This window comes from Streptomyces sp. NPDC058685, from assembly GCF_042714725.1.
GTDB lineage: Bacteria > Actinomycetota > Actinomycetes > Streptomycetales > Streptomycetaceae > Streptomyces.
On sequence record NZ_JBHXSL010000076.1, the window covers coordinates 1 to 26417 of the forward strand.

The window sequence follows — 26417 nt, forward strand, 5'->3', positions numbered from 1 at the left end:
GCCTCCGGCCAGGTGACAGCGCCGGGCAGGCGCCGTGGCCCCCGGCCAGGTGACAGCGCCGGGCAGGCGCCGTGGCCCCCGGCCGGGTGACAGCGCCGGGTCAGGCGCCGTGGGCTCCGGCCGGGTGACAGCGCCGGGTCAGGCGCCGTGGGCTCCGGCCGGGTGACAGCGCCGGGTCAGGCGCCGTGGGCTCCGGCCAGGGCCGGGCCACCGGCCGCATCGGGCCCGGGCCAGGCGGCCCGGCGAGCACCGGATGACCGGCCGCGCATCAATCCCCGGTCAGGCGCCGTGCCGTGGACCGGACGACGGTGGACCGGGCTGCGCGGCGTCCTTGGGGCCGTAGGCGTCCCACTCCGGCTCCGGGTCCCGTGGGCCGAACAGCGCCGTCAGTGCCAGATGGACCACCATCGCCGCCACCGGCCACGCCAGCAGCGCCCCGTGCGCGCTCAGCTCCAGCGGTGCGTCGAAGACGACGCCCTTGCCGACCTCGCGGGCGTGGGCGACCACGTCGTCCGTGGGGCCGAGCCACATGCCGATGCCCCAGGCCAGCAGTGAGCCGAGCAGGCCGCCGACCGCGAGCGCCACCACCAGCGCGATTCCGCCGCGCCTGCGCAGCAGGAAGAGCGCCGCCGCGCTCACCGCGCCGAAGGCGAGCGCGAGCAGGGCAAACGTTCCGTCTGCGCCCATCGCCTCTTCGCCCTCGGTGTCCCGCAGGAACACCGCCTTGCCGTCGGAGATCAGCGGCACCCGGGGCGCCAGCCACAGCCACAGCAGCCCCAGCGCGACGCCGGCGACCGCCACCGCGACCAGCACCACGGCGCTGTCCCGCAGATCCGTCCTGAGGTCCGGGTCGTCGGGGTGCGCCCCCTCGTGCCCCTCGGCCCCGTGGTGCGGGTACGCGGGTACGGGACCGGTCGGCGGCGTCTGCCACGGATCGTTCGGGGAGGGCTGATGCGGCGGTGTCAGCGGTGCAGTCACACCGCCATCGTGCCAAACGTGTTCGTCCGGCGCCTCACCGGACCGCCGCCCGCCGGTACGCCCACGTGGCGACCGTCAGCGAAACGACGCCCACGACCGCGCAGACCGCGAGGTCGAGCGCCACGACGGCCCAGTCGGGGCTCGCCTCGAACGTCCTGGCGAGGGCCTCGACGCCGTACGTGGACGGCAGCAGATCACGCGCGTACGAGATCGGCCCCGGCAGCCGGTCCGCCGGCAGCACTCCCAGCAGCAGCGCGGCCGACATGCCCAACTGCCCGAGCAGCGTGGCGAATTCCTGGCGCGGTGCGAGCAGACCGAGCGCCGCGCCGAGACCGGCGAGCGCGGCCCCGCTCAGCGGGATCACCGCCACGAGCACCCACAGATGCGTCATGGGCAGCTGGAACAGCACGCTGCCGGTGACCGCGGTGACGATCGTGCCGGGCACGGTGAAGGAGGCGTACGCCCCGGCCGCCCCGAGCACCACGGCCGCGGGCGGCACCGGCAGGGTCGCGTAGTGGTCCAGACCACCGGTGGCCCGCAGCTGCCCGAAGTACTGGGCGAGCAGATTCAGTGCGACGAACGCGACGACGAGGACCGAGGAGCCGGCCACGACGGCACGCGCCTCGGCACCGCCGTCCACGACGCCGCGCATCAGGACCATGATCCCGATGGACTGGAACGTCGCCACGAAGAGGAGCGGGATCCTGGCCACCCGTGCCCGCGACAGCTGCGCGCGGTACACGGCACCGAGGGCCGGCAGCAGCCGGGCCCGTGGTGCGAGCGGCGCGGCGGGTTCGGCCGCCGCGCTGGGGACCCTGATCTGTCCGGTCTTCCCGGACACCGCCTCCGCGGGAACGATGCTCACGCTTTGACCAGCCCCTTCGTCGCGTTCCCCCCGAGCGCCAAGTACACGTCCTCCAGGCTGGGCGTCGTCAGCGTGAAGTCGTCGAGTGCGGCGAACGCCGCTCCCCCCGTCACCGCGGCGACCGCGGCCCGCGCCTCGTCGGGCGCCAGTCGCAGCACCCAGCGGCGCCCAGACTGCTGCGCGAAGCCGCGCAGCGCGGCGACCTCGGGCACGTCCAGCGGCGCCCGGTCCCGCCACACCAGCTCGACCCGCACCTCGCCCGCGACCCGTTCCTTCAGCCCACCGGGGGTGTCGCAGGCGATCACCCGGCCTCGCTCCAGGACGGCGACGCGGTCGAGGACGGTCTCCGCCTCGATCACGTTATGAGTTACGAGCACGACCGTCGTTCCGTTCACGGCCCGGCGCCGGTCGACGGCCGCCCACACCGCGCGGCGCGCGACGGGGTCCATTCCGGTCGTCGGCTCGTCCAGGACCAGCAGCGGGCGCTCACCGACCAGCGTGGCCGCGAAGCAGGCGAGGCGGCGCTGTCCGCCGGACAGCTTCTTCAGCGGGCGCCCGGCGAGCGCGGTCAGCCCGAGCTCCTCCAGGACGGAGTCCCGCTCGGCCCTGGCGTCCCGGGTGGTCAGTCCGCGCAGCCGCCCGGTCGTCTCGGCGGCCAGCGCGACGGTCAGCTCGTCCAGCGCGGTGGACTCCTGCCCGAGGTACCCGATGAGCCGCGCGGCCCGCTCCGGGTGGCGTACGAGATCGTGGCCGAGCACCTCGACGCTGCCCGAGTCGGGCCGCATCAGACCGGTCAGCTGGCGTACGAGAGTGGACTTGCCGGCGCCGTTGGGACCGAGGAGACCGAAGATCTCACCGCCCCGGACCTCCAGGCTGATCCCGTCCGTCGCCCTCACCTCGGGCGTCGCGGGAACCCCCCGCCGGGCGCGCACGGCGGGGTACGTCTTGACCAGTCGCCGCACCACGCACACCGTACTCACGAGGTACGAGACTACGGGGTCGCCGGGGCTACTCCCCGGCCGGGGCGTGTTCCGCCGCCGCCCGGACGTCGATCTCCCGCCAGAATCCGGCCCGGATCGCATAGCGGTCGTGTTCGTCGATCTGGTCGTCCTTGTGCGCCAGCAGACCGAAACGTGCTGCGTAGCGCAGCAGTTCCCCGTCGATGCGGTGCGGGATACGCGGGTACATCGTCGACAGCTTCTGCACATGGCCGGCCTCCGGCAGTCGCGCCATCCAGCGCCGGGCGAACACCTGACCGACCTCGAAGGGGTCGCCGCCGACCGTCGTGATGTCCTCCTCGCGGTCGGCCCAGCGCTGCTCGGCACTGGTGAGCTGGGCCAGTGTCGGCAGCGAGGCCGTCTCCGGCGGCTCGCCCAGCGCACCGCCGGCCCGCTCGACCCAGCCCTTGTCGGAGGACCAGCGCAGGGTGGCGTTCGCCGGGTGGTGCGGGGGGTGCGGTCCTGGGGCCCGCAGGCTCGCGAGGTCCTTGGGCGTGGGGACGCCCTTGGAGGAGGCGGCCGGGGCGGGAGGGGCCGCGGCGCCGTTGTCGGTGGGCGCGGGCGGCGCACCGTTGCGCGCGGCCTCGGCGGCCCGCTCCTGGGAGGCGGCGAGCGCCGACTCGGGCAGCGGCGCGGAGAGGATCGCCGCGATCTCCGGCCGGGGGACGGGGGGCGGCGCGCAGACGCCGGTGAGTTCCTTGGCGCGTACGGCCCCGGTGATCCAGGCGCGGTCGAGCACCCGCCGCTCATCGGCCTCGGCGACGAGGTCCTCGGACTGGTTGTAGTCGCCGTCGGCGGCCTGCACCGCCCACAGGTGCACGGCCACGCCGTGCTCCTTGGCGGACATCAGGCCGGGCAGCAGATCCCCGTCGCCGGTCACCAGCACCACGTCGGAGCAGGCGCGATTTCTGGCCAGTTCGGTGAGCTCGGCGTGCATGGCCGCATCCACGCCCTTCTGCGCCCAGCGTCCGTCGCTGCGGGTCAGCGCACCGAGGCGGACCGTCACCCGGGGCATCACGCGCAGCCGGCGGTGTTCGGGCTGCGGCACGCGGTCAGGAGCTCCGTCGAACCAGTAGATACGCAACAAGGGGCGCTCGGTATCGGCCTCGGCGAGTTCGCGAAGGCCGTGAATAAGTGCGGAATGGTCGACAGTGATCCGGGAACGCGCCGGTTCCCCGGCAAGCAGGCTCGCGGCGGCGCCCAGCAGATATCCGGCGTCAACCAGGACAACGCAGCGGTCCACGCGTTCCACCTTCTTTCGGGAACTTCGGGAAATTCGGGAACGTCGGAATGCAAGAAGACTCCGGACCGGAAAAAGGTTCCGGACCGGGGATTCTCGCGGGTTTCCTTCGAGTCTGCCCGACCACGTGAGGCTTAACGGCCGGAACTCGATCATCGGCGTGGCGGATCCCGTGTCAAGGCCTGCGACATGGGGTCTTTACCCACCGCTATGATCCAAAATGCGGCGTATCGTCCTATATGTGAGTCTGATCGCGGCCCTGGCCCCTAGATCCCAGTGGAGGCACACCATGGCCAAGAACAAGAATCGCAAGGGCGGCCAACAGGAGCGCGCGGCGTCCCCGGCGGAGCGTGGCAACGAGCAGGCGAAGACCACCGCCTACGAGTCCCAGACCCGCCCGCAGTCGCAGGCACAGGGCAGCCCGGCGGATGTTGCCCGTAAACATCAGCGGCGCTTCGGTCACAACTGATCAGCCCGCACCCAGCGGAAGGGGCGCGCCCGTGACGACGGGCGCGCCCCTTCCGGGCGTTCGGGCACGAGGACCCGGATGCGGTGTCAGCCCGCCAGGCAGGACGGGCCGAGCAGCACCTTGAGGTCGCCGAACAGGGCCGGGTCCGGCTGCACACGGTGCCGGTCCAGGCGCAGCACCGTCGTCTTGCGCGGCCCCTGAAGTTTGATCCGTACCTCGGTGTTGCCCTTGTGATGGCTGAGGATCTCCCCCAGCCTGCTCACCATCGGCGGGGTCACCTTCACCGTGGGGATGGTGACGACGACCGGGGCGTTGGTGCCGGCGGACGACAGGTCGGGAACCATCAGCTCCATGGCGACGAGCCGCGGAATGTCCTCGCGCTTGTCGAGCCGCCCCTTGACGAAGACGACCGTGTCCTCGACGAGCTGGGTGGACACCAGCTGATAGGTCGCGGGGAAGAACATGCACTCGATGGAACCGGCCAGGTCCTCGACGGTCGCGATGGCCCAGGCGTTGCCCTGCTTGGTCATCTTGCGCTGGAGGCCCGAGATGATGCCGCCGATGGTGACGACCGCGCCGTCCGCGTGCTCGCCGCCGGTGAGCTGCGAGATCGCCGCGTCCGTCTTGTCGCTGAGGACGTGCTCGATACCGAAGAGCGGGTGGTCCGAGACGTACAGCCCGAGCATCTCCCGCTCCTGGGCGAGCAGATAGGACTTGTCCCACTCGATGTCGGAGAACTCCACGTCGAGACCGAAGCCGGGCTCGGAACTGTCGTCCGCGTCTCCCATGCCGCCGAAGAGGTCGAACTGCCCCTCGGCCTCCTTGCGCTTGACCGCCACCACGTTGTCGATCATCGGCTCGTGGTGGGCGACGAGGCCCTTGCGGGTGTGGCCCATCTCGTCGAAGGCGCCGGCCTTGATGAGGGACTCCACGGTCCGCTTGTTGCAGACGACCGCCTCCACCTTGTCGAGGAAGTCGGGGAACGTCGTGTACTTCCCCTTGGCCTTGCGGGACCGGATGATCGACTCGACGACGTTCGTACCGACGTTGCGGACGGCGGAGAGGCCGAAGAGGATCACGTCGTCGCCCTGCGCGGCGAAGTTCGACTGGGACTCGTTCACATTGGGCGGCAGCACCTTGATGCCCATGCGGCGGCACTCGTTGAGATAGACCGCGGACTTGTCCTTGTCGTCCTTGACCGAGGTGAGCAGCGCGGCCATGTACTCGGCGGGGTAGTTCGCCTTGAGGTACGCGGTCCAGTAGGTGACCAGGCCGTACGCCGAGGAGTGGGCCTTGTTGAACGCGTATCCGGCGAAGGGGACCAGGACGTCCCACAGCGCCTGGATCGCCTCGTCGGAGTACTTGTTCTTACGGGCGCCCTCCTGGAACAGGACGAAGTTCTTCGCCAGTTCCTCGGGCTTCTTCTTGCCCATCACACGACGGAGGATGTCGGCCTCGCCGAGCGAGTACCCGGCGATGATCTGGGCGGCCTTCTGGACCTGCTCCTGATAGACGATCAGGCCGTAGGTGACGCCGAGGACCTCCTTGAGAGGCTCCTCCAACTCCGGGTGGATCGGCGTGATCTCCTGCTGCGCGTTCTTGCGGAGCGCGTAGTTCGTGTGGGAGTTCATGCCCATCGGGCCCGGACGGTACAGGGCCGAGACGGCGGAGATGTCCTCGAAGTTGTCGGGCTTCATCAGCCGCAGCAGCGAGCGCATCGGGCCGCCGTCGAACTGGAAGACCCCCAGCGTGTCACCGCGGCACAGCAGTTCGTACGTCGTGGGGTCGTCCAGCGGAAGGGCGAGCATCTCCAGGTCGATGCCCTTGTTGGCCTTCACCATCTTGATGGCGTCGTCCATGATCGTGAGGTTGCGCAGGCCGAGGAAGTCCATCTTCAGCAGGCCGAGCGACTCGCACTGCGGGTAGTCCCACTGCGTGATGGTCACACCGTCGGTGTGCCGCACCCAGATCGGGGCGTGGTCGACGATGGGCTCGCTGGACATGATGACGCCGGCGGCGTGCACACCCATCTGCCGGACCAGGCCCTCGACGCCCTTGGCGGTGTCGATGACCTTCTTCACGTCCGGCTCGTTCTCGTACATCCCGCGGATCTCGCCGGCCTCGCTGTAGCGCGGGTGCGAGGTGTCGGTGATGCCGGACAGGTCGATGCCCTTGCCGAGGACGTCCGCGGGCATCGCCTTGGTGAGCCGGTCGCCCATCGCGTAGGGATAGCCGAGGACCCGGGCGGAGTCCTTGATGGCGTTCTTGGCCTTGATCTTGCCGTAGGTGCCGATCATGGCGACCTTGTCGGCGCCGTACTTCTCGGTCACGTACCGGATCACCTCGACGCGCCTGCGCTCGTCGAAGTCGATGTCGACATCGGGCATGGAGACGCGCTCGGGGTTGAGGAAGCGCTCGAAGATCAGTCCGTGCTCGATCGGGTCGAGGTCGGTGATGCCCATGGCGTACGCCACGATCGAGCCGGCCGCGGAGCCTCGGCCCGGGCCGACCGCGATGCCGTTGTTCTTGGCCCACATGATGAAGTCGGCGACCACGAGGAAGTACCCGGGGAACCCCATCTGGATGATGACGTCCATCTCGTACTCCGCCTGCTTCTGGCGGTCGGCGGGGACGCCGGAGGGATAGCGGCGCTCCATGCCGCGCCGCACCTCCTCCTGGAACCAGGTGACCTCGGTGAAGCCGTCGGGGATCTCGAACTTCGGCATGAGGTTCTTGGCCTCGAACATGCCGGTCGTGTCGATCTGCTGGGCGACCAGGAGGGTGTTGGCGCACCCCTCCTGCCAGGCGTCCGAGGAGTCCACCGCGTACATCTCGTCGGTGGACTTGAGGTAGTAGCCGGTGCCGTCGAAGCGGAAGCGGTCCGGGTCGGAGAGGTTCTTGCCGGTCTGGATGCACAGCAGCGCGTCGTGCGCCGTCGCCTCGTGGGAGTACGTGTAGTGCGAGTCGTTGGTGACCAGCGGCGGGATGCCGAGCTTCTTGCCGATCTCCAGCAGCCCGTCACGGACCCGGCGCTCGATCTCGATGCCGTGGTCCATCAGCTCCAGGAAGTACCGGTCCTTGCCGAAGATGTCCTGGTACTCCGCGGCCGACTTCAGCGCCTCGTCGAACTGGCCGAGGCGCAGCCGGGTCTGGAGCTCGCCGGACGGGCAGCCGGTGGAGGCGATCAGCCCCTCCGACCACTGGGCGATGGTCTCCTTGTCCATCCGCGGCCACTTCTGGAGCCAGCCCTCGGCATACGCGTCGGAGGAGAGGCGGAAGAGGTTGTGCAGTCCGGTCTTGTTCGCCGCCCAGATCGTCTTGTGCGTGTAACCACCGGAACCGGACACGTCGTCGCGCTTCTGGTGCGGCTGTCCCCACTGGATCTTGCGCTTGTTCCGCCGGGACTCCGGGGCCACATAGGCCTCGATCCCGATGATCGGAGTGACCTCGGCCTTCTTGGCCGAGTGGAAGAAGTCGTACGCCCCGTGGAGGTTGCCGTGGTCCGTCATCGCGATGTGCGACATGCCCATTTCGTTGCACGCGTCGAACATGTCCTTCAGCCGCGCGGCACCGTCCAGCAGCGAGTACTGGGTGTGCACATGCAGGTGCGTGAACGGCGGCTTGGTCACGGCGGGGGCCTCCGGGGAACGGCGAGTGGCGGGTAACGGACGGTCTGGGGGGACAGCGTGGAAGTCTACGACTCTCCACTGACAATCGCGGGGCACTCCCGAGTACCTTCGAGCGTTGGAGGGGCGGAAGCACTGTCCCATTTGTCATGCACCAGGAGGCACCCAGCGATGTCGGTACCGCACACCGCCGAGGTCACGGCCGAACAGCGCGGTGAGCAGATCCTCGCCGTATTCGGGACCGCCTTCGGCGAGCTCCTGGCCGCCGATCCGGCCGCCTTCCGGGTCAAGTTCCGGAAGATGGCGGCCTCCGCGTTCGCCTTCTACCGCGGCACCGCCTGCCTCTTCTACCACGACCTCGAGCGGGAGCAGCACGGCGGTCCCTACCTGGACGAGCGCACCGGCAGGGTGTGGATCCACGGCGATCTGCACGCCGAGAACTTCGGCACGTACATGGACGCCAACGGCCGGCTGATCTTCAACGTCAACGACTTCGACGAGGCCTATGTCGGTCCCTTCACCTGGGACCTGAAGCGGCTGGCCGCGTCCCTCGCGCTGATTGGTTACACCAAGGCCCTCAGCGACGAACAGATCACCGAGCTGGTGCGGATCTACGCCGGCGCCTACCGGGAGCGCATCCACGCCCTGGCCGCGGGCGCCAAGAACGACGAGGTCCCGCCGTTCACGCTGGACACGGCCGAGGGCCCGCTGCTGGACGCGCTGCGCGTGGCCCGCTCGCTGACCCGCTTCGGCCTGCTCGACTCGATGACGGAGATCCGGGACTTCGAGCGCCGCTTCGCCCCCGGCGGGGGCACGATCGAGCTGGACGCGGCGACCCGGTACAAGGTGCTGGCGGCCTTCGACGGCTATCTGGAGACGCTGCCCGAGTCCAGCCTGACCCGCCCCGACTCCTACCGGGTCAAGGACGTGGTCGGCCGGCGCGGCATCGGCATCGGTTCCGCCGGCCTCCCCTCGTACAACATCCTGCTGGAGGGCAACAGCGACGCCCTCGAGAACGACGTCGTGATCTACATGAAGCAGGCGCAGACCCCGGCGGTCTCCCGGCACATCGACGACCCGTCGGTGCGGGAGTACTTCCAGCACGAGGGTCACCGCACGGTGATCTCGCAGCGCGCGCTCCAGGACCACGCCGATCCGTGGCTGGGCTGGACCGAGCTCGACGGCGCCGGCCAGCTGGTCGCCGAGGTCTCGCCGTACGCGGTGGACCTGGACTGGTCCGACATCGACGACCCGGAGGAGATCGCGGCGGTCGTCGCGGACCTCGGCCGGGCCACCGCCACGATGCACGGGGCCGCCGACGACGAGAGCGGTCACTCGCTGGTGCCGTTCTCCACCGAGCGGGCCATCGACGCGGCGATCGCGGCGGACGAGGACGGCTTCGCCGACCTGCTGGTCGACTTCGCGCACAGCTACGGCTCCCGTGCGCGCAAGGACCACCAGATCTTCGTGGACCTGTTCCGCAACGGCCGGATCCCCGGTCTGTAGCCGGTCCGACCGGCGACCGGATCCGTTAAGAACCCTCTCAGGGAGCCATGGGAGACTCCCCGGTGATGAATCTGTCGGGTGTGCAGCTCAGGGGGCTGCGGGCAGCGATCTTCACGGCACTGGTCGTGACGCTGTCCGCCGCCTCCCATGTGCTGCTCTCCCGCTCCCCGCTCCCGTGGACGACTCTGGCCGGGATGTCGGCGCTCGTCTTCGGCGTCGCCTATCTGCTGTCCGGGCAGGAGCGAGGCTTCTGGCGGATAGCGAGCCTGCTCGTCCCCCTGGAGCTGGCCGCGGACACCGTCTTCACCGCCGGCCAGGACATCTGCTACGGCCCCGGCGGCGGACCGGTCGCCGGTTCGCTCCGCACGGTCGGCTTCGACGTGCTGTGCGGTGGCGGCGTGGGCAGCGCGCTGCCCGGAGTGGCCGCCGCCGACCCGGGCGCGGCGAACCTGCTGCACTCCGCCGACCCCGCCGTGCCCTGGCTGCTGCTCGCGGCCCATGTCTCGGTCGGCCTGCTCGCCGCGGCCTGGCTGCGGCGCGGCGAGTCCGCGCTGGCCGGCCTCGTACGGGCGGTCGGTGCCTTCGCGTTCCGGCCGCTGCTGCTGGCCGTCGCCGCGGTGGGGGCGACGGAGCGATCCGGCGGCACCGGTGCCCGGCGCGCACCGGCCCGGGCCGCGCGGGCCCGCGCGCGGCTGCTGGTGCATTCCGTCGGACGGAGGGGACCTCCGAGCTCGGCCGCGGTACTCGCCTGAGCCCACCGTCCCCCTTCCGGTTTCCCGGACGCCCGGTACCGAGGTACCCCGTACGTCCCGGTCTCCGGTGTCCCCGGCGTTTCCCCGTATCCGCGGATACGACATCCCACGGAGTGAAGAACCATGAGTGCACGTAACAGCCAGGCCAACAAGGCGGCGGCCCGCGAGCGGCTGCGCCAGGAGCGCGAGCGCCAGGCCAAGAAGGACAAGACCCGCCGCCAGCTCATCGTCATCGGCTCGACGATCGTGGTCCTCGCGATCGCGGGCGGCGCCGGCTACGCCGTGATGCAGGCCAACAAGCCGGATCACTGGGAGTCGGTGAAGGACGAGAAGACCGTCACCGCGCCCAAGAACACCGAGGGCACGAACGGCACGACCGTCGTCATCGGCAAGCCGGCCGCGAAGAAGACGCTGGAGCTCTACGAGGACTCCCGCTGCCCGGTCTGCGCGAGCTTCGAGCAGGCGGTCGGCGAGACGGTCGCCAAGGACGTCGCCGACGGCACGTACAAGCTCAAGTACGTCGGTGCCACCTTCATCGACAACGCCGACCAGGGTGAGGGTTCGAAGAACGCGCTGAGCGCGCTCGGCGCCGCGCTCGATGTGAGCCCCGACGCCTTCACGGCGTACAAGGCCGCTCTGTACTCGTCGAAGTTCCACCCCGAGGAGAGCCAGGACAAGTTCGCCAAGGACTCCTATCTCCTGGAGGTCGCCGACTCCGTCCCTGCGCTCAAGTCCAACGCCGAGTTCAAGAAGAACGTCGAGGACGGGACGTTCGACGCGTGGGCGATGAAGATGTCCGCGACGTTCGACAAGAGCGGGGTCGGCGGTACTCCGACGCTGAAGATGGACGGCAAGAAGATCACGGCGGAGGGCACCGACAACCCGCCGATGACCGTGGAGCAGTACCGGACCTCACTCGACAAGGTGCTCAAGGGCTGATCCGCGCGGCTTCACGGCCCGTCCCGGAGGCCCTGTGAGCGCAGGGTCCCGGGCGGCCGGGCGGCCGCCCGGGAACGCGCCGGTTGACCGTTCAGGATGGGCGGGCGAACTTTGACAGTTCGCTCGCCCATTCGGCTTACCGGTCAGTAGTCTGATCGGCCGTGACCAGTCGAATCCCGTCAACTCCCAGCCGCCGCACGGTCGTCAAGGCCGCTGCCGCCACTGCTGTCGTCGCTGCGCCCGCCATCGCGGTCGCCGCCTCCGCCTCCGCCTCCGCGGCCACCACCGCGTCGGCGCCGGCCTTTCTGCACGGCCTCGCCTCCGGTGACCCCCTGCCCGACGGCGTACTGCTGTGGACACGTATCACCCCCACGCCGGAGTCCCTCCCGGGCTCGGGCAAGGGCCCCGACACCGCGGTCGGTTGGGAGGTCGCGGAGGACAGCGCCTTCACCAAGGTCGTCGCCCGTGGCACCACCACATCGACGGCCCAGACGGACCACACCGTCAAGGCGGACGTCAGGGGCCTGCGCCCGGCGACCGCCTACTGGTTCCGTTTCACCGCCGGCACCACCGTGTCCGCCGTGGGCCGCACCCGTACCGCTCCGGCCACCGACGCCGCCACGTCCGGGGTGCGCTTCGGCGTGGTCTCCTGCGCCAACTGGGAGGCCGGCTACTTCTCCGCCTACCGGCACCTGGCCGCCCGCGCCGACCTGGACGCGATTCTCCATCTCGGCGACTACATCTACGAGTACGCGGCGGGCGGTTACCCGGACGCGGAGTACGGCGTACGGCAGCACTCCCCCCGGCACGAGATCCTCACGCTCGCCGACTACCGGCTGCGCCACGCCACCTACAAGACGGACCCGGACCTCCAGGCGCTGCACGCCGCGCACCCCGTGGTCGCGATCTGGGACGACCACGAGATCGCCAACGACGCCTGGTCCGGCGGCGCCGAGAACCACACCCCGGGCACCGAGGGCGACTACGCGGCCCGCGCGGCCGCCGCCCGTCGCGCGTACTTCGAGTGGATGCCCGTACGCGCCTCCACCGAGGGCACGGTCTACCGACGGCTGCGCTTCGGCAAGCTGGCGGATCTGCATCTGCTCGATCTGCGGTCCTTCCGCTCGCAGCAGTCGTCGGTCGGCAGCGGCGGTGTGGACGACCCGGACCGTACGATCACCGGCCGTGCCCAGCTGGACTGGCTGAAGGCCGGGCTGGCCGGGTCCGACGCCGCGTGGAAGCTGGTCGGCACCTCGGTGATGATCTCGCCGGTCGCCTTCGGAGCACTGCCGGCCCATCTGCTGGAGCCCATCGCGGAGTTGCTCGGGCTGCCCAAGGGCGGCCTGGCGGTCAACGTCGACCAGTGGGACGGCTACACCGACGACCGCCGGGAGCTGCTGGCGCACCTGACGCAGCGCGGGATCAAGAACACGGTCTTCCTCACCGGTGACATCCACATGGCGTGGGCCAACGACGTGCCGGTCAAGGCCGCGACGTACCCGTTGTCCCAGTCCGCCGCGACCGAGTTCGTCGTGACGTCGGTGACCTCGGACAACCTGGACGACATCCTCCATGTCGCACCGGGGACGGTCTCCGTCGTCGCGCAGGCGGCGGTCAGGGCCGCCAACCGCCATGTGAAGTGGCTGGACATGGACAGCCACGGCTACGGCGTCCTCGACGTGACCGCCGAGCGCTCGCAGATGGACTACTACGTGCTGTCCGACAAGAAGAAGCGCGAGGCGACCGCCACCTGGGCCCGGTCGTACCGGACGCTCAACGGCACGCAGAAGGTCGAGCGGGTGAACCAGCCGGTGCGCTGAGGCGCCCTGCCCGCGGGCCCTCTCGGTCGAGGAGCCAACGGGTGAAGAACGAAACTGTGCGGGCGTGATGACGCAGAGCTGCTCTAACCTGACGCCATGCATGCGCCGGGGGACGTGATCGACGGGCGGTTCGAGCTGATCGAACCGCTGGGCAGCGGCGGTATGGGCACGGTGTGGCGGGCTCGCGACACCGTGCTCCACCGCGAAGTCGCCCTGAAAGCGGTGCGGTCGGAGGCCGGGACGTCCGGCGCCGTGCGGGAGCGGGTGCTCCGCGAGGCCCGCGCCCTCGCCCGGCTCAGCCACCCGCATGTGGTGACGATCCATCACATCGTGGACAGCGAACCGCATCCGTGGATCGTGATGGAGCTCGTGCGGGGCACCACGCTCCAGGACCGGCTCGGCCGCGGCCCTCTCGCACCGGTGGAAGCGGCGGGCATCGGCCGCCAGGTGCTCTCGGCGCTGCGCGCCGCCCATGCGGCGGGCATTCAGCACCGCGATGTGAAGCCCGCCAATGTGCTGCTGCGGGACGGCCCCGGGGGCGGGGCCGTGCTCACCGACTTCGGTATCGCCGCGCTCCAGGGCTCGGCCTCGCTGACGGCCACCGGTGAACTCATCGGCTCCCCCGAGTACATCGCCCCCGAGCGCATCCGCGGCCGGGACGACGACCCGGCCTCCGACCTCTGGTCGCTGGGGCTCGTGCTCTACGTGTCCGTCGAGGGGCTGAGCCCGCTGCGCCGGGGAACGACCCTGGCCACGCTGGCCGCCGTGCTGGACGAGGACGTACCGCCGCCGGTGCGTTCCGGTCCGCTCGCGCCGGTGCTGGGGGCCCTGCTCGTACGCGACCCGGCGGGCAGGCCCGACGCACGGCAACTGGACGCGATGCTGGCGCAGGTGGAGTCCGGCATGCTGCCGCACTGGGCCGGCCCGACCATGACGGCGACCGCGCCGCCCCCGGTGATGCCGGGCCCGGTGCCTCCCGTGCCCACCCAGCTGGACAGTCCCAGGCCGACGGTGCCGCAGCCCCCGCCGTTGCCGGACCGGAGAAGCGGCAAGCCTCGCGGGGCCGTTGTCGCCGCCGTGATCGCGGTGGCGGTGGCGATCACCGCGGCGACCGCTCTGGTGCTCGTCCTGCGGGACCAGGGCAAGGACGAGGCGGGCGGCCGGGGCGGCCCGACCGGGTCCGCCGCCTCGACGCCGGCGGCGACGACGAGCGATCCACGGCCCACGCCGAGCCCCAGCCCCAGCCCCAGCCGGTCACCCACGCCCACACCGTCGCCGAGCGGCCCCGACGAGTCCTCGGACCCGCCCCGTCCGCCGGCCGCCGGAGGCTGGATCGCCCAGCTCTACTCCGAGCCCCTCGGCTCCGGCACGGCAGCACGTGACGTACGCCTCGCCAAGGTCCGCGCCACCGTGCCCGAGGCCGTCTTCGTCCGCAGCGACGACTACGCCTCGCTGCGCCCGGGGTTCTGGGTCATCTACGCACCCGGCCCCTTCGCGGACGGCCGGGCGGCGCTGGCGTTCTGCGCCGAACGCGGCAGGACGTCGCCGAACACCTGCATCGGGCGCTATCTGAGCACGAGTTCGGCCGACTACGGCCTCCAGTGCCGCCCCACGGCGGCCGGAGCCTCGGGCCGCTGCACCCGGCCCTGATCCCGCCCGCGAACAGGGCCGGACCCCAACTTCCGTCCTACGGCGTACCGTCCAGCGATTCGAGGAAGGCGAGAGCGATCCGCCAGGTCTGCTCGGCGGCCTCCTCGTCGTAGTCGGGCAGGTCCGGGTCGGTGTAGAGATGCCCGGCGCCCGCGTAGCGGTAGACCTCGACATCGGCTCCGGCTCTCCCCATCCCGAGATACCAGGCGGTCAGCCAGTCGTGCGGCTCGAAGGGGTCGGGGTCGGCCACGTGCAGCTGTACCGGCAGGTCGTCGACCGCCGCGTTCTCCGCGATGTCGGAGGTGCCGTGCATCAGCAGCAGCCCGCGGGCCTTCTCGTCGCCGAGCGCCAGCGTCTGCGCGACGGAGGCGCCGAGCGAGAAGCCGGCGTAGACGAGACCCCGGTCCGAGCGGGGCGCCGCGGCGAGAACCGCCCTTTTGAGCAGTTCGTCCTTACCGATCTCGTCCTGGAAGGCCATGCCCTCCTCGGTGCTCCCGAAGGTCCTGCCCTCGAAGAGATCCGGGGTCCAGACCGTGTGACCTGCGGCTTCCAGGCGCTCGGCGGCCTGGCGCACACCGTGACGAAGGCCATACGTCGAATGGAAAAGCATGATGTCCATGCCGTCAGGTTACGTTCGTGGGCATGGAGAACGTGCTGCGCCCGTTGATCGTCATCGGTGGCTCGGTCGTCCTCACGCTGTTCGTGGGATGGCTGGTCGACCTGCTGCTGCGCCGAGAGGACACCCGCCACACCGAGACCCCGCTGTGGGGTCTGCTGCGGCGGTGCCGCCTGCCCCTGCAGGTCGTCCTGTGCACGGCGATGCTGAGAGCCACCTACCGCCAGGCGCAGATCGAGAGCATCCGCGAACACCACCGGGGCATCGGCCAGGTGCTGACCCTGGTGCTGATCGGCGCTTCCGCCTGGCTCGTCGTGCGCATCGCGACGGCCATCGTCGAGTCCACCTACACCCGTTACGCCGCGGCCACCCGCGACCCGGCCCGGGTACGCCGGGTGCGCACCCAGGTGACGCTCATCCAGCGGGTCGTCATCGCCGTCGTCGGCGTGGTGGCCTTCGCGGCGATGCTGCTGACCTTCCCCGCCATGCGCGCCGTCGGGACCTCGATGCTCGCGTCCGCCGGTGTCCTCGGCATCGTCGCCGGTGTGGCCGCCCAGTCGACACTGGGCAATCTCTTCGCGGGACTCCAGATCGCCTTCGGCGACATGGTGCGCATCGGCGACACCGTGGTGGTGGACGGCGAGTGGGGAACGGTCGAGGAGATCACGCTCACCTTCCTCGCCGTACGGACCTGGGACGAGCGCCGGATCACCATGCCTGTGTCGTACTTCACCAGCAAGCCGTTCGAGAACTGGTCCCGCGGCGGTGTGCAGATGACCGGCACCGTCTTCTTCCATCTCGACCACTCCACACCGGTGCCGGAGATGCGCGACAAGCTCCGTGACGTCCTGCGCGAGTGCCCGGCCTGGGACGGACGCGACTGGTCGCTCGCCGTCACGGACACCACGCCGTCGACGATCCAGGTACGCGCGGTGATGACCGCGAAGGACGCGGACGACATCTGGACCGTGCGGTGTGCGGTGCGCGAGCAGCTGATCGCCTGGCTGTCCGACCAGCACCCGTACGCGCTGCCGCGGATCGCCACCGCCCACGCCGTGGAGCGGGAGGAGAAGCCGGCCGAGCTCACCCAGGACCAGATCGCGCCGGAGGAGGGCACTCCACGGACCGGCCGCGGCTGACGTGGTGCCCCGTCGCTCGGGCACCGCGACCGACCCGGAACGTCCGGCGCCGAGCGTCCCGGTCCTCAGTGGCCGCGCTCGGCGCCGCCGTTGACCTGGATGACCTGGGCCGTGATGTGACCGGCCGCCGAGGAGGCGAGCCAGCGCAGGGTCTGCGCCACATCGCCGGGGTGGCCGATGCGCCCGGTCGCGGTCTCCGCGACGAGGGCGCTTCGGCGCTCCTCGGGGAAGTCGCCGCCACCGAAGAAGTCGGTCTCCTCGACGAACCCCGGCGCGACGACGTTGACCGTGATCCCTCGCGGTCCGAGTTCGCGGGCGAGCTTGAAGGCGTACGGGTGCAGCGCGGCCTTGGCCGCCGCGTACGGAGCGAGGCCGGAGCCGCGGTACGCCGCGATCGAGCTGAGAAACAGCACCCGCCCCCCGGGGGTGGCCAGATGGCCGCGGGTGGCCTCGGTGAGCAGGGCGGCCGTGAGGGTGTTGAGCCGGAAGTTCAGGGTCCAGTCCCGGGCGACGGCCTCCAGCGGGTCGTCGTCGTACGCGGAACGCTGCTCCAGACGTCCGTTGCCGCCCGCGCTGTGCACGAGGACGTCGACGGTGCCGTACTCGCGCTCCGTGAACTCCGCGGCCTCCCGGGCGCCGCTCGGTTCGCTGAGGTCGACAGCGCAGTAGCGGGCGCCGGCGATCTGCTCGGCGGCCCGTGCGAGGACCTCCTCGCGCCTCCCGAGCAGCACCACCTGCTCCCCGTCGGCGGCGAAAGCCTCCGCCGCCGCGAATCCGATTCCCGTCCCGCCGCCACTGATCACCACGGTGCGCGCCATGCTGGCGATCCTACGAGCCCGTGGCGCTCAGCGGAGGCTGCGTACATCCAGGTGGCGCAGCACCCGGTCGACGATCTCGGGATCGGCTCCCGGTTCGTTGCGCGCCGACAGCACTTCGTGGCGGGCCGCCGACATCATCTCCCGCTGAATGCGCTGGACCATCTTCAGCCGGTCGAGCCGCTTGGTGTACCACTCGCGCCGCTCGTCCTCGACGATGTCGGGGCTGATCCGTGCCCCGATCTCGTAGGCCCTGCGCAGCAGCCGCTCGCTGATCTCCTCCGGCAGCTCCTCGCTGTCCTCGATCTCGCGCAGCCGGTGCTTGGCCGCCTTGGCCGCGCGCAGGGCGAGCCCGTGCTCCAGTTCCCGCTCGGCGTCCGAGTCCGCCTGCACCCCGAGGCGCTTGACCAGCCAGGGCAGGGTGAGCCCCTGGAACACAAGGGTGGAGATGATCACCGAGAACGCGATGAAGATGATCTGGTCCCGTCCGGGGAAGGCCTCGCCGCTGTCCGTGGTGAGCGGGATGGCGAGCGCCAGCGCGACGGTCGCCACTCCCCGCATCCCGGCCCACCACATGACGACGGTCTCGCGCCAGCCGACGGGGATCTCCTCGTCGAGGTCGCGTTTGTCGTGCAGGCGCTTGGCCAGCCAGGTCGCCGGAAGCAGATAGAACAGCCGTACACCCACGACGACCGCGCTGATCGCGACGCCCCAGCCGAGCATCTCCCACAGCTGCCCCTCGGCCGTGCCGAAGACGTTGTGCAGCTCCAGCCCGATCAGGCCGAAGGCGACGCCGGTCACCAGGGTGTCGACGATGTCCCAGAAGGTGTTGCCGGCCAGCCGGCCGGTCACGTCGTCGGCGTCCGCCGTGTGCTCGGCGAGGAAGAGCGCTGTCGTGAGGACCGCGAGGACGCCGGAGCCGTGCAGTTCCTCGGCGAGCACGTAACTCGCGAAGGGCACCAGCAGCGACAGGCCGATCTGGAGGGTGGCGTCGCCGAGGTAGCTCATCAGCTTGTTGGAGAGCCAGCCGAGCGCGAGCCCGACCGCGACCGCGACCACGGCGGACAGCACGAGCTCCCCGGCGGCCTCGGGCCAGGAGAACGTTCCGGTGACCGCGGCGGCGATCGCCACGTGGTAGAGCACGATCGCGGTGACGTCGTTGAACAGTCCCTCGCCCTCCAGGATGGACACCAGGCGGCGCGGCAGGCCCAGCCGGCCGGCGACCGCGGTGGCGGCGACCGGGTCGGGCGGGGCGACCAGCGCGCCGAGCGCCACGGCCGCGGCGAGGGGCAGTCCGGGGACGAGTGTGGTCGCGACGGCCGCGACGGCGGCCATCGTCACGAACACCAGGGCCACGGCGAGCAGCATGATCGGCCGGACGTTGGCCGCGAACTGGCGCCAGGAGGTGCGCTGCACCGTCGCGTAGAGGAGCGGCGGCAGCACCAGCGGCAGGATGAAGTCGGGCGGGATCTCGACGTTGGGCACGAACGGGATGAAGGCCAGCGCGATGCCCGCCAGCGTCATCAGCACGGGCGCCGGAAGATCGAACTTGTCCCCCAGCGGTACGGTCACCACGGCCCCGAGCAACAGCGCGAGTACCAGCGCCAGTTGGTCCACGGTGCGAGAGCCTCCTGTTCGAGGACGGGAAATCCGGGGCGGCCCCGGACTACAGCGAGCGGCGCATCGCCCGGTGGCCTATCCCCGCGTCCCAGAACTCCTCGCCGTACGCCACGTACCCCAAGCGCTCGTAGAAACCGAGCGCGTGCGTCTGGGAGTGCAGGTCCACCGCCACGAGGCCGAGCTCCCGCGCCGCGTCCTCGATGGCGTGCACCAGCGCGACTCCGACGCCCAGGCCCCGAGCGGCGGGTGTCACCGCGAGCCGGCCCAGCGAGCCGACCGACGTGTCGCCGCCGGTCCGGTCCGCGGCGGCGGGGCCGTGCAGCAGCCGGCCGGTGCCGAGCGGGGTTCCGTCGTCGGCCGTGGCCAGCACATGCACGGTGCCGGTGCCGATCTCGTCGAAGCTGTCGTACTCGATGTCGGCGGGGACCCGCTGCTCGACGACGAACACGTCCTTGCGGACCGCGAAGCAGGCCTCTCGGTCGGCGGGCCCGTCGGCGACCCGCACCCGGAACCCGGTCGTCATGCGCTCTCCGCCGCGATCTTCTCCAGGGCCTGCTGGAGGTCGTCGGGGTAGGAGCTCTCGAACTCCACCCACTGCCCGTCGGCGGGGTGCTCGAAGCCCAGGCGCACGGCGTGCAGCCACTGCCGGGTCAGCCCGAGGCGCTTGGCCATCGTGGGATCGGCGCCGTAGGTCAGGTCGCCCACGCACGGGTGCCGGTGGGCGGCCATGTGCACCCGGATCTGGTGCGTACGCCCGGTCTCCAGCTTGATGTCGAGCAGGGAGGCGGCCCGGAACGCCTCCATCAGGTCGTAGTGCGTCACCGAGGGCTTGCCCTCGGCCGTCACCGCCCACTTGTAGTCGTGGTTCGGGTGGCGCCCGATGGGAGCGTCGATGGTCCCGCTCATCGGGTCCGGATGTCCCTGCACCAGCGCGTGGTAGCGCTTGTCCACGGTCCGCTCCCGGAACTGCTGCTTGAGCAGGGTGTACGCGCGCTCCGACTTGGCGACGACCATCAGTCCGGAGGTGCCGACGTCCAGCCGGTGCACGATGCCCTGGCGCTCGGCGGCGCCGGAGGTCGAGATCCGGTATCCGGCGGCCGCGAGACCGCCGATCACGGTCGTCCCGGTCCAGCCGGGGCTGGGGTGGGCGGCGACTCCGACGGGCTTCATGATCACGACGATGTCGTCGTCGTCGTGGACGATCTCCATGCCCTCGACCGGTTCGGCCACGATCTGCACGGGCGCTGGAGCCTGCGGCATCTCCACCTCGAGCCACGCCCCGCCGTGCACGCGCTCGGACTTGCCCACCACCGAGCCGTCGACCTGCACCTTTCCGGCAGCGGCGAGCTCGGCCGCCTTGGTGCGGGAGAACCCGAACATCCGGGAGATGGCGGCGTCGACGCGCTCGCCCTCGAGGCCATCGGGTACGGGCAGGGTGCGGATCTCGGGAAGCGTACTCACCCGTCGAGTATGCCTTGTCAGTCCTTGTGGACGGTCCCGTCGGGGTCCAGCCCCCGGAAGGAGAGGATCACGATGAGGATGCCGCCGCAGACGATCGCGGAGTCGGCGAGGTTGAAGACGGCGAAGTGTGCGGGCGCGATGAAGTCCACGACCGCGCCCTTGAAGACACCCGGAGAGCGGAAGATCCGGTCGGTGAGATTGCCCAGCGCACCACCGAGCAGCAGGCCGAGGGCGATGGCCCAGGGCATGCTGTAGAGCTTGCGCGCCAGCCGGGCGATCACGATGATCACCGCCGCCGCGATGACGGTGAAGATCACGGTGAAGGCCTCGCCGATACCGAAGGCGGCGCCCGCGTTCCGTACCGCCTCGAACTTCAGCAGATCACCGATGACCTCGATCGGCTCGTGGTGCTCGAGCTTCGCCACCACGATCATCTTGGTGACGAGGTCGAGCAGATACGCCACCACGGCCACACCGAAGAGCACGGCGATCCTCCGCCTGCGCCGGGGCGGCTCGGCGGGCGCCGCAGCTTCGTCGGCTCCTGCTGAATCCGGCGTACCGATGATGCGCTCCGCCTCTGCCACGTGAGTCCCTCAACCTAGGTGCCTGACTGAGCACGAGGGTACGGCACCGACCTGCCGCGCTCAGACCCGCCGTTCCTGCTTCTGCTTGCACTCCACGCACAGGGTCGCGCGCGGGAACGCCTGCATGCGGGCCTTGCCGATGGGGTTGCCGCAGTTCTCGCAGAGACCGTAGGTGCCGGCGTCGAGGCGCTGGAGCGCGCGCTCGGTCTGCTCCAGCATCTCCCGGGCATTGGCGGCGAGCGCCATCTCGTGCTCGCGCGTGATGTTCTTGCTCCCGGTGTCGGCGTCGTCGTCACCGGCGCCGTCACCGGAGTCCCGCATGAGGCCCGCCAGCGCCGCCTCGGACGTGGTCAGCTCGGCGTTCAGCCGGACCACCTCGCCCTCCAGCTCGGCCCGTGCCTCGGCGACCTCTTCCGGCGTCCACGGGTCCTCGCCGGGCCGTACGGCCAGCTCTCCGGGTGCGGCCGTCACGGGTGCCTCGGGCACCGCCGTGGCGCTGTTGCCGGCTCCCGCCGCGGTCTTCTTCGCTCCCACCGTCCTGGCTCCTGTCTGCTGTGCGGCCTCGGCCGCCCCCTTGGCCGCGGGTGCGGCCTTCTTCGCGGCCTTCGCGGCCATGGCCTTCTTCGCAGGTGCCTTCTTCACCGGCGACTTCGCCGCCGGTGCGGCGGCCGTCTCCTCCACGGCCTTCGCCTTGTCCGCGGCGGTCTTCCTCGCCGTGGACCTGCTGCCCGCCGCCTTCCCGGCCGACGTCTTCCCGGCCGCTGCCTTGCCGGCAGCGGCCGTCTTCGTGGCGGGGGTCTTCCTGGCCGGGGAGCTCTTGTCCGCCCCGGCCGGCTTCCCGGCCGCCGCCTTCTTCGCGTTCGCCGTCTTCACGGTCGTCTTCTTCGCGGTCGTCTTTCCGGCGTTCGCCTTCTTCGCGGTCGCCCTCTTCGCCGTGGCCTCGTCCTCGGGTGCCGCGGCCTGGTTCATGACGGTGCTCTTCTTCCCGCTCCCGCCCTTGGCCGCCGCCTCAGCGGCGGTGGATCTGCTGGACGCCGGTTTCCTCTCGGCAGTCTTCTTCGCCACCATGGCCGCGGCCCCTTCACATATTGTGATCTTGCACGCGAATCGTGCTGGGACGATAAATCGACCCCAGCTCCGCAGCAAACGGGGCACACCGCCGCGCGGGCCCGCCCCGGCCTGCGGTGAGACGAACCTGCATCGGTTGTGCCCAGCTCCCCGCCGGGTAATCCGCCGACATCGGGCCGCCGGGAGGCGGTCGGGCGGGAGTGGCCATTCGGGTCACGCTCGGGGCGCCGCGAGGATGCCCTCGAAAACCGGTCGGACGCGCCTCGCGGCGGCCCGTACACTGGGCGGAGCGAAAGGCTTGGATGGGGACGAGTAGCGTCGTACGCAGCCATGAGCGACCCGGGGACGGTGAGAGCCCGGGGGCGAGCGCGAAGTGAAGGATCACCCCGGAGCTGCCGGAAGAAAGCCGTGAGGCGAGTAGACCCGGCGTCGCGACCCCAATGAGGGGGCGGTGCGTTCCGCGCCGCCAAGGAGGGTGGTACCGCGGGAGCCCAGCTCTCGTCCCTCCGACGGAAGAGCAACTGTCCGCCGGAGGAGTTCGTAGATGGCACCCCCGCAGTACCGCCAGGTACCCGCCCAGGTCGACCTGCCCGCGCTCGAGCACGCCGTGCTCGACTTCTGGCGCGAGAGCAAGATCTTCGCCAAGAGCCTCGATCAGTCCGAGGGCCGCCCCGAATGGGTGTTCTACGAGGGCCCGCCGACCGCCAACGGCATGCCCGGCGCCCACCACATCGAGGCCCGCGTCTTCAAGGACGTCTTCCCCCGCTTCCGCACCATGCGCGGCTACCACGTCGGCCGGAAGGCCGGCTGGGACTGCCACGGGCTGCCGGTCGAGCTCGCCGTCGAGAAGGAGCTCGGCTTCTCCGGCAAGAAGGACATCGAGGCGTACGGCATCGCCGAGTTCAACGAGAAGTGCCGCGAGTCGGTGACCCGGCACACCGACGCCTTCGCGGAACTGACGAACCGCATGGGCTACTGGGTCGACCTCGACGACGCGTACCGCACGATGGACCCCTCGTACATCGAGTCCGTCTGGTGGTCGCTGAAGGAGATCTTCAACAAGGGCCTGCTGGTCCAGGACCACCGCGTCGCGCCCTGGTGCCCCCGGTGCGGCACCGGCCTGTCCGACCACGAGCTGGCGCAGGGCTACGAGACGGTCGTGGACCCCTCGGTCTTCGTCCGCTTCCCCCTCACCTCGGGCCCCCTCGCGGGCGAGGCGTCGCTGCTGGTGTGGACGACGACCCCGTGGACGCTGGTGTCCAACACGGCGGTCGCCGCGCACCCCGAGGTCACCTATGTGGTGGCCACCGACGGCAACGAGAAGCTGGTCGTCGCCGAGCCGCTGCTGGAGAAGGCCCTCGGCGAGGGCTGGGAGACCACCGGGGCGTCGTTCACCGGCGCCGAGATGGAGCGCTGGACCTATCAGCGCCCCTTCGAGCTGGTCGAGTTCCCGGCGCCCGCGCACTACGTCGTCAACGCCGAGTACGTCACGACCGAGGACGGTACGGGTCTGGTCCACCAGTCCCCCGCCTTCGGTGAGGACGACCTCAAGGTCTGCCGTGCGTACGGCCTGCCCGTGGTGAACCCGGTCCGCCCCGACGGCACCTTCGAGGAGGACGTCCCGCTGGTCGGCGGCGTCTTCTTCAAGAAGGCCGACGAGGCGCTGACCGAGGACCTCCAGACCCGCGGCCTGCTCTTCCGCCATGTCCCGTACGAGCACAGCTACCCGCACTGCTGGCGCTGCCACACGGCGCTGCTCTACTACGCGCAGCCGTCCTGGTACATCCGCACCACCGCCATCAAGGACCGGCTGCTCGAGGAGAACGAGAACACCAACTGGTTCCCCGACTCGGTCAAGCAGGGCCGGTTCGGCGACTGGCTCAACAACAACATCGACTGGGCCCTCTCCCGCAACCGCTACTGGGGCACGCCGCTGCCGATCTGGCGCTGTGAGGAGGACCACCTCACGGTCGTCGGCTCGCGCGCCGAGCTGACCGAGCTGACGGGCACCGACCAGTCTGCGCTGGACCCGCACCGGCCGTTCATCGACGCGGTCACCTTCGACTGCCCGCAGTGCGCCGCCACCGCGACGCGCGTGCCCGAGGTCATCGACGCCTGGTACGACTCGGGTTCGATGCCGTTCGCGCAGTGGGGATACCCGTACCGGAACAAGGAGATCTTCGAGAAGCGCTACCCGGCGCAGTTCATCTCGGAGGCGATCGACCAGACCCGCGGGTGGTTCTACACCCTGATGGCGGTCGGCACCCTGGTCTTCGACAAGTCCTCGTACGAGAACGTCGTGTGCCTCGGCCACATCCTCGCCGAGGACGGCCGCAAGATGTCCAAGCACCTGGGGAACATCCTCCAGCCGATCCCGCTCATGGATCAGCACGGCGCGGACGCGGTGCGCTGGTTCATGGCCGCCGGCGGCTCCCCGTGGGCCGCCCGCCGGGTCGGTCACGGCACCATCCAGGAGGTCGTCCGCAAGACGCTCCTCACCTACTGGAACACGGTGGCCTTCCAGGCCCTGTACGCCCGCACGTCCAACTGGGCGCCGTCCGCGGCCGATCCGGCCCCGGCCGAGCGCACGGTGCTGGACCGCTGGCTGCTGAGCGAGCTGAACGCGCTCGTGGACCAGACGACGCAGGCGATGGAGACATACGACACCCAGCGCGCCGGCAAGCTGCTGTCGTCGTTCGTCGACGACCTGTCGAACTGGTACGTGCGCCGCTCGCGCCGCCGCTTCTGGCAGGGCGACAAGGCGGCACTGCGCACGCTCCACGACGTGGTGGAGACGGTGACGCGGCTCATGGCGCCGCTGACCCCGTTCATCACGGAGCGGGTCTGGCAGGACCTGGTGGTCCCGGTGACGGTGGACGCCCCCGAGTCGGTGCACCTGTCCACCTGGCCGGCGGCGGACCTGGACGCGATCGACCCCGTGCTGTCCCAGCAGATGGCGCTGGTACGGCGACTGGTCGAGCTGGGGCGCGCGACCCGCGCCGAGTCGGGCGTCAAGACCCGCCAGCCGCTGTCGCGCGCGCTGGTGGCGGCGACGGGCTTCGAGTCGCTCTCCCCCGAGCTGCGCGCGCAGATCACGGAGGAGCTGAACGTCTCCTCGCTCGCCACCCTCGCCGAGGTCGGCGGCTCGCTCGTCGACACCACGGCGAAGGCCAACTTCCGGGCCCTGGGCAAGCGGTTCGGCAAGGGCGTGCAGGCCGTGGCCAAGGCGGTCGCCGAGGCGGACGCGGCGGCCCTGTCGCTGGCGCTGCGCAACGGCACGGCCACGGTGACGGTCGACGGCGAGACGATCACTCTCTCCCCGGACGAGGTGATCATCACGGAGACCCCGCGCGAGGGCTGGTCGGTGGCGTCCGACGCGGGCGCGACGGTCGCGCTCGACCTGGAGATCACCCCCGAGCTGCGCCTCGCGGGCCTCGCCCGTGACGCGATCCGCCTGATCCAGGAGGCCCGTAAGAACAGCGGCCTCGATGTGGCGGACCGGATCGCGGTCGTCTGGTCCTCGACGGACCCCTCGACGACGGAGGCGCTCACGGAACACGCGCCGCTGATCGCGGACGAGGTACTGGCGACGTCGTTCACCGCGTCGCCCCCGCCCGCGGACTTCGGCCCGCCCTTCACGGACGAGGGCCTGTCCCTGACGTTCCACCTGCGCAAGCAGTAACGCCCGCAGCACGAAGGGGCCCGGGGCTTCGGCCCCGGGCCCCTTCGTATTGTCGGGGACCCCGATCGACTGCCGCTGGGATACCCAGCCCCGGCCACAACCCCACGCGGGCTCAGCCCCCATCAGCCCGGCGGAACGGCTCGCCGCCCCACATGCAGCCCGGCGGCGATCGAGGCGCGAAGGGCGCGGGGCTTGCCCCCACCGCCCCGAGCAGGACAGCTCGCCGGCCCACATCAGGGCCGCGTCAGGCACGAGGGCCCGGGCCACGCCCTCACCGCCCCGAGCAGGACAGCTCGCCGGCACACCTCAGCCCTGTCGACGCAAGGCCCGGCCCCGCAACCCCGGTCAGGCGGTACCAACCCGAGCAGGACCGCCGACCGCACCACATCAAGCCCCGCCGACGATTGAGGCGCAATGAAGGCCCGCGGCACGCGGCCCGGCTCAGACCCACCACCCCCGGCACGACCGCCGGCCGAGCCAACCCGAGCCCCGCCGACGATTGAGGCGCAATGAACCCAGACGCGCCCCGGCGGCAGACGACGCCGCACAAGACAAGGGCCGGGCCCGGGACATGGTCCCGGGCCCGGCC

General features: G+C 70.8%; 20 protein-coding genes. 8 read left to right on the plus strand and 12 right to left on the minus strand.

Features of this window, described 5'->3' with window-relative positions; all coding sequences use genetic code 11:
• Nucleotides 1–279: 279 nt before the first annotated feature.
• Genes ACFWU3_RS33980 through ACFWU3_RS33995 form a run of 4 tightly spaced genes read right to left on the minus strand, consistent with a single transcriptional unit; the run spans nt 280 to nt 4093 of the window.
• Nucleotides 280–978, minus strand: coding sequence for a DUF2567 domain-containing protein (locus ACFWU3_RS33980; protein WP_384445111.1), 699 nt, complete (start codon nt 976–978; stop codon nt 280–282).
• Nucleotides 979–1012: 34 nt separating this feature from the next.
• Nucleotides 1013–1843, minus strand: coding sequence for an ABC transporter permease (locus ACFWU3_RS33985; RefSeq protein WP_384445113.1), 831 nt, complete (start codon nt 1841–1843; stop codon nt 1013–1015).
• A complete protein-coding gene (locus ACFWU3_RS33990; protein ID WP_384445142.1) occupies nt 1840–2814 on the minus strand; it encodes an ABC transporter ATP-binding protein in 975 nt (324 codons plus the stop codon). The genes ACFWU3_RS33985 and ACFWU3_RS33990 overlap by 4 nt, the downstream gene beginning before the upstream one ends.
• 37 nt (nt 2815–2851) lie before the next feature.
• The gene (locus ACFWU3_RS33995) at nt 2852–4093 is read right to left on the minus strand and encodes an NYN domain-containing protein (RefSeq protein ID WP_384445115.1); all 1242 of its coding nucleotides are present in this window, start codon (nt 4091–4093) and stop codon (nt 2852–2854) included.
• 277 nt (nt 4094–4370) lie between these two features.
• On the opposite strand from ACFWU3_RS33995, the gene ACFWU3_RS34000 reads away from it, so the two are divergent.
• Nucleotides 4371–4550, plus strand: a complete 180-nt coding sequence (locus ACFWU3_RS34000; protein WP_384445116.1) for a hypothetical protein — start codon at nt 4371–4373, stop codon at nt 4548–4550.
• 86 nt (nt 4551–4636) lie between these two features.
• On the opposite strand, the gene dnaE is transcribed toward ACFWU3_RS34000, so the two are convergent.
• Nucleotides 4637–8179 (minus strand): DNA polymerase III subunit alpha, encoded by a 3543-nt coding sequence (gene dnaE / locus ACFWU3_RS34005; RefSeq protein WP_384445118.1) that lies wholly within the window; start codon nt 8177–8179, stop codon nt 4637–4639.
• A 168-nt stretch (nt 8180–8347) separates the two neighbouring features.
• On the opposite strand from dnaE, the gene ACFWU3_RS34010 reads away from it, so the two are divergent.
• The 5 genes from ACFWU3_RS34010 to ACFWU3_RS34030 all read left to right on the plus strand — a co-directional run bounded on the left by ACFWU3_RS34010 (nt 8348) and on the right by ACFWU3_RS34030 (nt 14843).
• On the plus strand, nt 8348–9682 hold the full coding sequence (locus ACFWU3_RS34010) for a DUF2252 domain-containing protein (protein ID WP_384445120.1): 1335 nt from the start codon (nt 8348–8350) through the stop codon (nt 9680–9682).
• Between the two features lie 65 nt (nt 9683–9747).
• Nucleotides 9748–10434, plus strand: a complete 687-nt coding sequence (locus ACFWU3_RS34015; RefSeq protein WP_384445143.1) for a hypothetical protein — start codon at nt 9748–9750, stop codon at nt 10432–10434.
• A gap of 123 nt (nt 10435–10557) precedes the next feature.
• Nucleotides 10558–11373: a DsbA family protein gene (locus tag ACFWU3_RS34020; RefSeq protein ID WP_384445121.1), complete on the plus strand. Its 816-nt coding sequence runs from the start codon at nt 10558–10560 to the stop codon at nt 11371–11373.
• A 161-nt stretch (nt 11374–11534) separates the two neighbouring features.
• Complete coding sequence (locus tag ACFWU3_RS34025; RefSeq protein WP_384445123.1) at nt 11535–13193, plus strand: alkaline phosphatase D family protein; 1659 nt, start codon at nt 11535–11537, stop codon at nt 13191–13193.
• A gap of 96 nt (nt 13194–13289) precedes the next feature.
• On the plus strand, nt 13290–14843 hold the full coding sequence (locus ACFWU3_RS34030) for a serine/threonine-protein kinase (protein ID WP_384445125.1): 1554 nt from the start codon (nt 13290–13292) through the stop codon (nt 14841–14843).
• Nucleotides 14844–14880: 37 nt separating this feature from the next.
• On the opposite strand, the gene ACFWU3_RS34035 is transcribed toward ACFWU3_RS34030, so the two are convergent.
• Nucleotides 14881–15462, minus strand: coding sequence for a dienelactone hydrolase family protein (locus ACFWU3_RS34035; RefSeq protein WP_384445127.1), 582 nt, complete (start codon nt 15460–15462; stop codon nt 14881–14883).
• A gap of 23 nt (nt 15463–15485) precedes the next feature.
• On the opposite strand from ACFWU3_RS34035, the gene ACFWU3_RS34040 reads away from it, so the two are divergent.
• Complete coding sequence (locus ACFWU3_RS34040; RefSeq protein ID WP_313946885.1) at nt 15486–16598, plus strand: mechanosensitive ion channel domain-containing protein; 1113 nt, start codon at nt 15486–15488, stop codon at nt 16596–16598.
• 65 nt (nt 16599–16663) lie between these two features.
• Here ACFWU3_RS34040 and ACFWU3_RS34045 read toward each other — a convergent pair whose 3' ends face one another.
• Genes ACFWU3_RS34045 through ACFWU3_RS34070 form a run of 6 tightly spaced genes read right to left on the minus strand, consistent with a single transcriptional unit; the run spans nt 16664 to nt 22146 of the window.
• Nucleotides 16664–17416, minus strand: coding sequence for an SDR family NAD(P)-dependent oxidoreductase (locus ACFWU3_RS34045; RefSeq protein WP_384445129.1), 753 nt, complete (start codon nt 17414–17416; stop codon nt 16664–16666).
• A gap of 27 nt (nt 17417–17443) precedes the next feature.
• Nucleotides 17444–19030 (minus strand): Na+/H+ antiporter, encoded by a 1587-nt coding sequence (locus tag ACFWU3_RS34050; RefSeq protein WP_384445131.1) that lies wholly within the window; start codon nt 19028–19030, stop codon nt 17444–17446.
• A 49-nt stretch (nt 19031–19079) separates the two neighbouring features.
• Nucleotides 19080–19556 carry a GNAT family N-acetyltransferase gene (locus tag ACFWU3_RS34055; RefSeq protein WP_384445133.1) on the minus strand — a complete coding sequence of 159 codons (477 nt, stop codon included), beginning with the start codon at nt 19554–19556 and terminating at the stop codon, nt 19080–19082.
• Nucleotides 19553–20494, minus strand: coding sequence for an RluA family pseudouridine synthase (locus tag ACFWU3_RS34060; RefSeq protein ID WP_384445135.1), 942 nt, complete (start codon nt 20492–20494; stop codon nt 19553–19555). Before ACFWU3_RS34060 ends, ACFWU3_RS34055 begins: the two co-directional genes overlap by 4 nt.
• Nucleotides 20495–20511: 17 nt before the next feature.
• Nucleotides 20512–21078 (minus strand): signal peptidase II, encoded by a 567-nt coding sequence (gene lspA / locus ACFWU3_RS34065; protein WP_384445137.1) that lies wholly within the window; start codon nt 21076–21078, stop codon nt 20512–20514.
• Nucleotides 21079–21138: 60 nt separating this feature from the next.
• Complete coding sequence (locus ACFWU3_RS34070) at nt 21139–22146, minus strand: TraR/DksA family transcriptional regulator (RefSeq protein ID WP_384445139.1); 1008 nt, start codon at nt 22144–22146, stop codon at nt 21139–21141.
• Between the two features lie 544 nt (nt 22147–22690).
• Between ACFWU3_RS34070 and ileS the strand changes: the two genes are divergently transcribed.
• Nucleotides 22691–25828: an isoleucine--tRNA ligase gene (gene ileS / locus ACFWU3_RS34075; protein WP_384445140.1), complete on the plus strand. Its 3138-nt coding sequence runs from the start codon at nt 22691–22693 to the stop codon at nt 25826–25828.
• Nucleotides 25829–26417 lie beyond the last annotated feature (589 nt).

Bases quoted from the DNA above. Each gene is read 5' to 3' on its own strand.
- ACFWU3_RS34020 (WP_384445121.1), top strand. From the start codon at position 10,558: ATGAGTGCACGTAACAGCCAGGCCAACAAGGCGGCGGCCCGCGAGCGG.
- ACFWU3_RS34035 (WP_384445127.1), bottom strand. From the start codon at position 15,462: ATGGACATCATGCTTTTCCATTCGACGTATGGCCTTCGTCACGGTGTG.
- ACFWU3_RS34070 (WP_384445139.1), bottom strand. From the start codon at position 22,146: ATGGTGGCGAAGAAGACTGCCGAGAGGAAACCGGCGTCCAGCAGATCC.
- ACFWU3_RS34010 (WP_384445120.1), top strand. From the start codon at position 8,348: ATGTCGGTACCGCACACCGCCGAGGTCACGGCCGAACAGCGCGGTGAG.
- ileS (WP_384445140.1), top strand. From the start codon at position 22,691: ATGGCACCCCCGCAGTACCGCCAGGTACCCGCCCAGGTCGACCTGCCC.
- ACFWU3_RS34030 (WP_384445125.1), top strand. From the start codon at position 13,290: ATGCATGCGCCGGGGGACGTGATCGACGGGCGGTTCGAGCTGATCGAA.
- ACFWU3_RS34045 (WP_384445129.1), bottom strand. From the start codon at position 17,416: ATGGCGCGCACCGTGGTGATCAGTGGCGGCGGGACGGGAATCGGATTC.
- ACFWU3_RS34040 (WP_313946885.1), top strand. From the start codon at position 15,486: ATGGAGAACGTGCTGCGCCCGTTGATCGTCATCGGTGGCTCGGTCGTC.
- ACFWU3_RS34000 (WP_384445116.1), top strand. From the start codon at position 4,371: ATGGCCAAGAACAAGAATCGCAAGGGCGGCCAACAGGAGCGCGCGGCG.
- ACFWU3_RS34055 (WP_384445133.1), bottom strand. From the start codon at position 19,556: ATGACGACCGGGTTCCGGGTGCGGGTCGCCGACGGGCCCGCCGACCGA.
- ACFWU3_RS34015 (WP_384445143.1), top strand. From the start codon at position 9,748: ATGAATCTGTCGGGTGTGCAGCTCAGGGGGCTGCGGGCAGCGATCTTC.